7 protein-coding genes are annotated in these 9314 nt (G+C 48.2%); 5 read left to right on the plus strand and 2 right to left on the minus strand.

What is annotated here, in order from left to right; translation table 11 throughout:
- The first annotated feature begins 9 nt into the window (after nt 1-9).
- The 4 genes from dxs (at nt 10) to H5985_RS08345 (ending at nt 5401) form a co-directional block, all read left to right on the plus strand.
- Nucleotides 10-2880 carry a 1-deoxy-D-xylulose-5-phosphate synthase gene (gene dxs / locus H5985_RS08330; protein WP_205050856.1) on the plus strand — a complete coding sequence of 957 codons (2871 nt, stop codon included), beginning with the start codon at nt 10-12 and terminating at the stop codon, nt 2878-2880.
- Nucleotides 2881-2958: 78 nt separating this feature from the next.
- The gene (locus H5985_RS08335; protein WP_205050857.1) at nt 2959-3702 is read left to right on the plus strand and encodes a Fic family protein; all 744 of its coding nucleotides are present in this window, start codon (nt 2959-2961) and stop codon (nt 3700-3702) included.
- Nucleotides 3703-3831: 129 nt separating this feature from the next.
- Nucleotides 3832-5034 (plus strand): phosphoglycerate kinase, encoded by a 1203-nt coding sequence (locus H5985_RS08340; protein ID WP_205050858.1) that lies wholly within the window; start codon nt 3832-3834, stop codon nt 5032-5034.
- A 112-nt stretch (nt 5035-5146) separates the two neighbouring features.
- A complete protein-coding gene (locus tag H5985_RS08345) occupies nt 5147-5401 on the plus strand; it encodes a DUF6429 family protein (RefSeq protein ID WP_205050859.1) in 255 nt (84 codons plus the stop codon).
- Between the two features lie 114 nt (nt 5402-5515).
- Here H5985_RS08345 and H5985_RS08350 read toward each other — a convergent pair whose 3' ends face one another.
- Entirely contained in the window at nt 5516-6796 is a 1281-nt protein-coding gene (locus H5985_RS08350) for an L-cysteine desulfidase family protein (RefSeq protein ID WP_205050860.1), read from the minus strand.
- 65 nt (nt 6797-6861) lie between these two features.
- Complete coding sequence (locus H5985_RS08355; RefSeq protein ID WP_205050861.1) at nt 6862-7521, minus strand: VTT domain-containing protein; 660 nt, start codon at nt 7519-7521, stop codon at nt 6862-6864.
- 229 nt (nt 7522-7750) lie between these two features.
- On the opposite strand from H5985_RS08355, the gene H5985_RS08360 reads away from it, so the two are divergent.
- The coding region (locus tag H5985_RS08360; RefSeq protein WP_205050862.1) for an autotransporter outer membrane beta-barrel domain-containing protein at nt 7751-9314 on the plus strand (1564 nt) is incomplete at its 3' end.

Genomic DNA, 9314 nt, shown 5'->3' on the forward strand with positions numbered 1-9314 from the left:
ACAGGAGAAGTGATGAGATTATTGAAACGAATTCATTCTCCGGCGGATTTGAAAAAACTATCGGTAGCCATGCTTCCGACGCTTGCAAGCGAAATCCGCGACTTTATGGTGGAGTCGGTTTCCAAGACCGGTGGACATTTAGCCAGTAGTCTTGGCGCCGTAGAACTGACGCTGGCTTTGCATTACGTCTTTAATTCTCCGCGCGATAAGATTATTTTCGACGTGGGCCATCAGGCCTACGCTCACAAGATGCTGACCGGTCGACAAGATCAATTTAAAACCCTCCGTCAGTACAAAGGACTCTCCGGTTTTCCTAAGCGTGGAGAAAGTGAGCACGATGCTTTCGGTACGGCTCACAGCTCCACTTCAATTTCGGCTGCACTCGGTATGGCGGTAGCCGATGCCATGCGAGGGGATAAAGAGGCGTGGCACATTGCCGTGATCGGTGACGGCGCATTAACGGGCGGCATGGCGGTTGAAGCATTAAATCATGCCGGCACCTACAAAGAAGACATTAAACTTTTAATTATTGTTAACGATAACGACTGCTCGATTTCGCCTTCTGTCGGTGCTCTGAATCACCACCTGGCGAAATTGGTCTCCGGCCACGCTTTTTCAAGTGCGCGTAATTTCTCCAAACGCGCCCTAAAACCGCTTCCCCGACTCTGGAATCTTTTCAAGAGCATGGAGCAGCGTACCGTGAATTTTGTGGCACCTCACTCAACGCTTTTCTCTGCCTTTGATCTCAATTACTACGGACCGGTCGATGGCCATGACATCGCTAACCTGATAACGGTTCTTCGCAATATCAAAGCGCTCGATGGCCCGATGGTGCTGCACGTGGTCACGAAAAAAGGTAAGGGCTATGCCCCGGCCGAAGCCAACCCGACGCTCTACCATGGAGTGGGCAAATTCGATCCTGAAAATGGGATTGTCGAAAAGAAGCCTGACCCGGAGCATCCGACTTATACGGAAGTTTTCTCCCGTTGGGTTTGCGACATGGCTTCTGTTGATCAAAGGCTTTATGCCATTACGCCTGCAATGCGCGAGGGCTCGGGCCTTGTTGAATTTGAAAAGCGCTTTCCGGAGCGCTATCGCGATGTGGCCATTGCCGAGCAGCATGCTGTCACTTTTGCGGCCGGTTTGGCGACTTCCGGAATGAAGCCGGTAGTGGCAATTTATTCTTCCTTTGCCCAACGGGCGTATGACCAGATTCTGCACGATGTGGCGATTCAAAATCTGCCGGTGATGTTTGCCATTGATCGCGGTGGTTTGGTTGGGGCCGATGGTGAAACCCATCAAGGGGTTTTTGATATCGCTTATCTCAGAAGCATTCCGAACATGACGATCATGACGCCGTCCGACGAAAACGAATGCCGTCGGATGCTCACCACGGCCTATAAGATGGATACACCGGCAGCGGTTCGCTATCCTCGAGGCAAGGGACCCGGTGTACCCCAGGATGAGGCACTGGAAACGGTGCCGATCGGAAAAGCCCGATTGATTTGTCATAGCGGCAGGAAAGACAAACGGGTGGCCATTCTTGCCTTCGGACTGATGGTGTCAAGAATGCGTGAGGCGGCCGAAGAGCTTGATGCCACTCTGATTGATATGCGGTTTGTCAAACCGATCGATCGCGAAATGATCATGAGGGCAGCTCCCGAGCATGACTTACTTTGCACGGTCGAAGATGGTGTTGCGATGGGAGGTGCGGGTAGCGCAGTTTTAGAGACGCTCTCTGAGATGGGTCTTGAGGTTCCGTGCCTCGTGATGGGTATTAAAGATCAGTTTGTTCCCCAGGGCGGCATTGATGACTTGATGCGCGACAATGAACTCGATACCGAGAGTGTCGTGCGCCGTATTCGAGAAGCGCTTTTGATTAAAACTCTGGTGGATTTAAAGCCATACAACACGATGGCCGTCAGTGCCAAGGCTCGTTATTTCGCACAGGTGTCAGACTCTCAGGAACTTCAAACTGCACTGGATTTTGCCGCACGGCACGATGTTCGTCCTTTCATTTTGGGAGGGGGCTCCAATCTGCTCATCACCTCGCCTTTGGTTGATCGTTTGGTTATCCGAATGGCTATTGAAGGGTTCGATGTTAACGAAGAGGAAAAAACGGTACGTGTGGGTGCAGGGGAGTGTTGGCACAAAACAGTCAGACGCGTTTTGTCGATGGGTTGGGGTGGATTGGAAAACCTCGCTCTTATCCCCGGAACGGTAGGTGGCGCAGTGGTTCAAAACATCGGTGCCTACGGGGCGGAAGTCGCGCAGTTTGTCAAGAGCGTCGAAATCTACGACCCGCAAACCGGTGAAGTCAGACATTTGAATAATGCTGATTGCGATTTCGGTTATCGGCACAGTATTTTTAAGACGGAGCCGGGCGATCAGTGGATTGTGTTGTCGGTGACTTTGCAATTTCAGGCTGATTGGAAAGCTAATTTAAGTTATAGGGAATTGGCGGTTGCTTTTGAATCGAAAGAGGCAACGCCTGAGGCCATTTATGAGGCTGTCGTTGCCGCCCGTACGCGTAAATTACCCGATCCGGCGGTGTTGCCCAGTGCTGGCTCTTTTTTCAAAAATCCGATTGTAACGCGTGAAGAATTTCAGGCTTTGCTTGCGAAATATCCGAGCATTGTTCACTATCCGCTCGCGGGCGGCCGTGAAAAGTTGGCTGCCGGTTGGCTCATTGAACAAGCTGGCCTTAAAGGAGCCCGAGAGGGAGCCGCAGGGACCTACGGCAAGCAAGCGTTGGTTTTGGTCAATCATGAGGGAAAAGCAAGCGGGCAGGAGTTGATTGCCTTTGCTTCTCGGATTGAACAGGCTGTTGAAGCAATGTTCGGGGTCCATCTGGAGTACGAACCTGTTGTTTTGAGCTGAAGTTCTGAATGAAGGCTCTGATCGGTTTTCGACTGGTATTAACTATCAGTCATCTCTTTTTTAGGATTGGTTAAGTCGATGATTGGCAATGATTTTCAAGATTTAAATGGAATGTGTTGGACAATCGGTACATTCGATTTTGATATTCCTTTTATCGGCACTGCGGAAAAGGCGACGTACATATTTAACCAAAATTTGGTGGATATAACCTGGAATTGCATGCGAACCTTAGAACAGAATCCCTCCACCTTGCCCCAAACAAGGACAATTCTGAACGGAAAGTCAGTTGAAGGATTGGATGTTAGCGATCTTCTCCAGGTTAAAAATTATGGTGACGGTGCCAAAGCTTTGATCCGTTTATTAAGAGAGAATAAGTTTAAAGTCGATATTGAAACGGCTTGTTTATTGCACCGGTTTGTTGGTTTTAAGGATGCTCTTGAGTGGGGGACGCTTCGGAATTTAAATACCGGTATTCATGACGTTGAGTATGTGCCTCCCTCTTTTGAAAATTTACCCAGCTTGGCTAAGAAGGGTTTTGAATTCCTCAACACTGAAGTTCAGGATCCGAAGGAGCGCGCAATTGCTGTTTTCCTGTTCATGGCGAGAACGCAATTTTTCTTTGACGCGAATAAGCGAACTGCCTCTTTAATGATGAATGGCTGCCTTATGTTAAACGGATATTGGCCGATCATGGTACTAAATCAGGAAAGTGTGGAATTCCATCAAAAGTTGGGTCGATTTTACGAGACAGGCAACGCAGATGAGATGATGGCATTCTTTAGTCAAAGTGTTAAAAAACTGTATATCCAAAATAAATCGTAATCCAACAAAATCGAACAGCTCAGTTTTTCTACTGTTTTAAGACCACTTCTAAAGTCTATCTCAGGAATTTGAGGAACCACGATTTATAATTATTAAGTTAATGTTTTTCTTCTAAAGGAAAGAAACACCATGCGAGTGACGACTCTCGAACAATTGGTCAAGGCCGGTGCCTTGAAAGATAAGCGCGTTTTTATCCGTTCTGATTTGAACGCCCCGCGCGATGAAAACGGCAATATTACGAACGAGGCCCGCTTGGTGGCATCCGTTCCTGCCATCCGCATGGCCCGTGATGCCGGTGCCCGTGTGATGGTGGTGAGCCACTTGGGTCGCCCGAAAGAAGGCGAAAAGACCCCGGCCGATAGCCTTGAGAAGATCGCTCAACGCATGGGTGAACTTCTCGGCTGCTCAATCCGCTTGATCGACAATTGGGTCGACGGTGGTTTTGAAGTGGCTCCGGGCGAAGTGGTGATGCTTGAAAATTGCCGCTGTAACGTGGGTGAAAAGAAGTGCACCGAGGAGCTCTCTAAGAAGTACGGTGCTTTGTGCGATGTGTTTGTTAACGATGCTTTCGGTACGGCCCACCGCGCTCAAGCCTCTACTTACGGCGTGGCTCAATACGCCGATTTGGTCTGCGCAGGTCCTTTGATGGCCGCAGAAATCGAAGCGTTAACAAAGGCTGTTGAAGAAGCCAAGCACCCGTTGGTTGCCATTGTGGGCGGTTCTAAGGTTTCGACGAAATTGACCATTTTGAATAACTTGGCTCAAAAGGTTGATCAATTGATCGTGGGTGGCGGCATTGCCAACACGTTCCTGATGGCCGCGGGTTACAAGGTCGGTAAGTCTCTGGCAGAAGCTGATCTGGTTGATGAATGCAAGAAGATTTTAAAGACCTTGGAAGAAAAGGGCGCAACGCTTCCCTTGCCCACGGATGTGGTGGTGGCCAAGGAATTTTCTGAAACGGCCGAACATCGTACCTGCCGTATTGAAGACGTGCAGGACGATGAAATGATTTTGGACGTCGGCCCTGAAACGGCTCAAGCGTTGGCTGAAATCCTTCAAAAGGCAGGCACCATCGTTTGGAACGGTCCGGTCGGTGTATTTGAAATGCAACCCTATGCTCATGGCACGGAAGTGATGGCTCAAGCGATTGCTCGTGCAACCGAAGCCGGTGCCTTCTCCATTGCGGGCGGCGGCGATACGGTGGCGGCTGTGGGCAAATTCGGTATTTCTGATCGCATTTCCTACATTTCTACGGGAGGCGGCGCTTTCCTGGAATTCCTCGAAGGTAAGGTATTGCCGGCCATTGAAATTTTGGAAAAGCGCGCTCAATAACAAACAGTCCGCTTAATTCTGAGTGTTTTCGATTGAGTCCCGAAGCTCTCTTGTCAAATGAGGTTTCGGGACTTTTTTTGCATGCACCGTCAATGTTATGAGGAGATAGGTGATGAGCAAAACACCGCCGGAAAAGGCGATTGAAGAGTTAACCATGATTCTGTTATACCTGTTGCGTTTTTCTGAAAAAAACGTAACTTCTTCCTGGAAAAATTATGACTTCGAAGCGCTCGGTGAACTCGAAAAGTTAAACTGGATTGATCAGGGCCGAAATTATTGGAAGAAGAAAAGTGTTCAACTGACTGACGAAGGCATAGCTCAAGCTAAACAGTTATTGAAGAAGTACGGAATTGAAGACTGGAAATAGTCAAAGCGGTCGAAAATTCAGTCTAAGAAAAAGAGCACGAACTTGTCGTGCTCAGGTCAAGAATTCAGATTTTGAAGTGTCCTAAGAAAGAATAGGACACTTCACTATCCGGGATTAATTGCGACGCATGATTTCGATGATTTTCTCATCGGTTTGTTGCATACCCTTGGTGATCATGGCACCGAGATTGTCAATGGTTTTTTCAACATCGGCCGACACAATGCCTTGGCCTGCCACACCGTGCCCGGCCAAAGCAAGGAAGCATCCCTTATAAGCTGTTTGAGCAGCGGTATGCACCTTCATGGCACAGGTTGATTTGGCACCGTCGCAAACCATACCCGACGTATCACTGATGACATTATTAATTGCCATACAACCTTGTTCAAAAGTGCCGGAATTAAGGTAAACAAGGGCCATTGCAACAGCTGAGGCGGTCGCCGTGTTGCCGCAGAACGCAGATAATGACGGGTAGTGAGATTTGATGTAGATAGCGCCCAAATGAGACATGATCAAAGCACGGGCAAGCTTTTCGTCATCGGCTTTAACGAATTCGGCCATCTTGACAACAGGAATCGTGGCCGTGATGCCTTGGTTGCCGCTTCCGTAATTACTCATGGCTGGAAGCGTCGCCCCGCCCATGCGAGCGTCAGAGGCGGCTGCCGTGCAGGCTGCCATATTATTGATAAGGTCGGCACTTAAAATACCGGCATTAATCTGTTCCTTGATGGTGCGGCCGAGTTCCAGACCGTACTCATGAGACAAGCCTTCTTCGGAAAGGGCCATGTTGATATCACGAGCCTGAAGAATGAAGGCGATATCGGCAAAAGGAGCATTCAAAGCAAAGTCATAGATGGATTTCAGGCAGATTTCTTCGCCGCCTACACTGCTTTGCCCTTCGGTCGTTGTGGTGATCGCCTGTTCCTTTTTGAAAACGATTTCGCCGTTTTTGCGTTCTTCCACAATACCCGTGTGGTCGCCCTGTACGGTTACCTGAGCGGATTCATCGCCTGCATAAGCAATAGCACTGCAGAAAACGGCATCGAGACAGTCTGCGCGCTCGATGACGATGCGTCCCTCTTCGATCATGGTCATGGCTTCTTTAACATGAGCCGGAGTGACTGTCGCCAACACTTCAAGACCACCGTCGGGGTTACCACCCAAGGCGCCCACCGCCGCAGCAATCGGAAGACCGATTTGGCCCGTACCCGGAACGAACACGCCCATGGCGTTTTTGTAAAGATTGTCGCTGACAGAAACGGAGAGACGTTCCGGTTTTTGGCCTAAAAGGCGGGCGGCATGAGCGGCCGCATAGGCAATGGATGTCGGCTCTGTGCACCCCAAAGCCGGCTGCACTTCCTTTTTCAGGATCGCAATAAAGTGGTCCCACTGTTGCATGTTTTTCTCTCCTCGTTTATTGAAAAATGGGCACAGACCCAAGCTGTGCCCATTATTTTAATAAGTTATTGCGCGCCCTCTTTGGCCGCTTTCTTTTTCTTTAAATACTTTGAAAGGGCAATTGCCATAGTCGGTATCAGAGCACAACCGATACCTAAAAGCAAAATCGTTGTCAGGTGATCACGGATAAACGGCATGTTACCGAAGAGGTGTCCGGCCCAAACCAAGCCGTAAACCCAAACGAATGCTCCGGTAATCGAATAAAACTCGAAACGCAAAACAGGCATGGAGGCGGCACCCGCAATAAGCGGAGCGAAAGTTCTGACGATCGGAACGAAACGGGCTAAGAACACGGTTTTACCGCCGTGCATTAAATAGAACTGGTGGGTTTTATTCAAAGCTTCCTGATCGATCCAACTGATGGAGCCGTCATAAATTTTGTGTCCCAGCCAGGAACCTATATAAAAATTGGACGTGTTGCCGAGAATGGCACCTAAAGTAACGACTGCAGTGAGCCACCACGGATCAATGGCTCCGGTTGCGGTTACAGCGCCTGCTACAAACAAAAGCGAGTCACCGGGTAAAAACGCCATGACCACGATACCTGTTTCCAGGAAAAAGATCATGAACATGACGAAATAAATCAAGAGGCCGTAGTCGCTTGCAATTGTGATTAAAAAGCGATCAACGTTTGTAAATAAATCAAGAAATAAAGACCAGTCCATAGCCGAGGGAGACCATCAAAAACAGTCGATTATTTTTATTAAAGCAACGGATGACAGTTTACTCATTCATGGGCGAGTTTAAAAGAGTCGAAATGTAATATTGTTAGAGACGACTTAATGGAAAACAAAATATCAAAAATGATATGTCAGAAAGAAATTCCCCATTGACAGTTGCTCGACGGGGGAGGTATTGTTTACACATTAGTCCTGTCACTTTAGGGAAGTACTTATGCAACAACGATCTCTCACAAAGCTCTCTTTGGCTCTTATTCTTGCCATGGGGGCGTTAAACGCCAATGCTTTTAAATACGGAGACTACGATACTCAGGTTGACGGTCTGATTAGCGATAATCGTATGAAGTTTGTGGGCGCCAACTACATCAACAACGGACCATTGGATGAGTCAGAAGCCTTAATCGGAATGTATGGCGACCATAACGCAATGAATGATTACAAAGCTGATACTCAGGGCGATGTGAGCTTTAATTTGTCGCAATCCGTGTTGGAACGTCATCCGTCATTTGTCAAAGTTTATGGGTATGGTGCCGGTTTAGTTTATGGCAGCGTAGATACCAGTAATGAAATAAATTCGGCTAAGGTTAACGGTAATGTAGCGTTAAATATTCACGATATTGGCTCTGCTTCACAAATTTATAACTTGGATGCAAGTTTCTGGGGTGGTGGTGGCATTGAAACGTATACCGGTGACGCCAGTGTCAATGGCGATGTGACGGTTACTATTTCCAATGTTTATGCCGCTGAATTTGAAATCAACGGTGGAGGACGGGCCGATGGTGGGAATCCTCCCACGGCAACTTATGACCGTCCCAATGCCAACATTTCTGGAAAGGTTGTCATTAATATTAAAAATGCAGAACTCGGAGTACAAGGCGCTGTTTATGGTGCCGGTGATGCCGCAGGTGAAGGTTCAACCGCTAATGTCGGTTCTGTTGAAATCAATGCCGATCGTTTAACGTTTGATGCTCCTTTCTATGATGAGGAGGAGGGCGACTATATAGAAGCTGAGAACATTGTTATGGGCGGCGGATTGGCTTTTGACCAAAGTTTTGCAGATGTCAACGGTGACGTAAAGATTACCTTAAAGAATTCTTCAATCCAGACGGTTATGGGTGGAGGTTCCACCGAAAATGATTTGGAAGACGGAGAATTAGATGGTCGAGATCGATATAACGGCCAATCTGCAGCGGTTAAGGGTCATGTTGAGATCAATTTAGAAAACACAAAGGCCGATGAAGTGATCGCTTCAGGTAACACAAACGGAGCGGCTTGGGGCGATAAATATGAAATCATAGGGGAACTGGGCGATGCCAGTGTCGGCAGCGCTACCATTACTTTAAGTGGTCAAACATCTGTCGGAAATGTATATCTTGCCGGTAGCGGTGAAGGCTCCAATGTCAATGGAGATTCAACATTAGTCATTGAGGGCAATGACGTTGAAGTCGGTCATATTTACGGCGCTGCATTCGGTAGCGAAGTGGAAGGTACCGCCAAGATTGCTTTCGGTTCTGACTTCAACGGGACATTTGACACGCCTTACGAAGCTATTGATGAACTGGAAGCTCTCAATGGTTCCAATGTTGCGATTACCATAACGGATACTGAAGCCGCCCAAGGCCTGACTCTGTCCGGTGCAGGCAACTTTAATGCCGATATCCGATTGACGTCCGGTACTTTGACGGTAAACGGTAAGGTTAATGCAACAGCACTTAGCCTGACCGGAAATGGCGGTTTGGTTATGGCACAAAACGGTGTCCTGACCACAACAACCGATC

Source organism: Parasutterella secunda (assembly GCF_016901835.1).
GTDB lineage: Bacteria > Pseudomonadota > Gammaproteobacteria > Burkholderiales > Burkholderiaceae_F > Aphodousia > Aphodousia faecavium.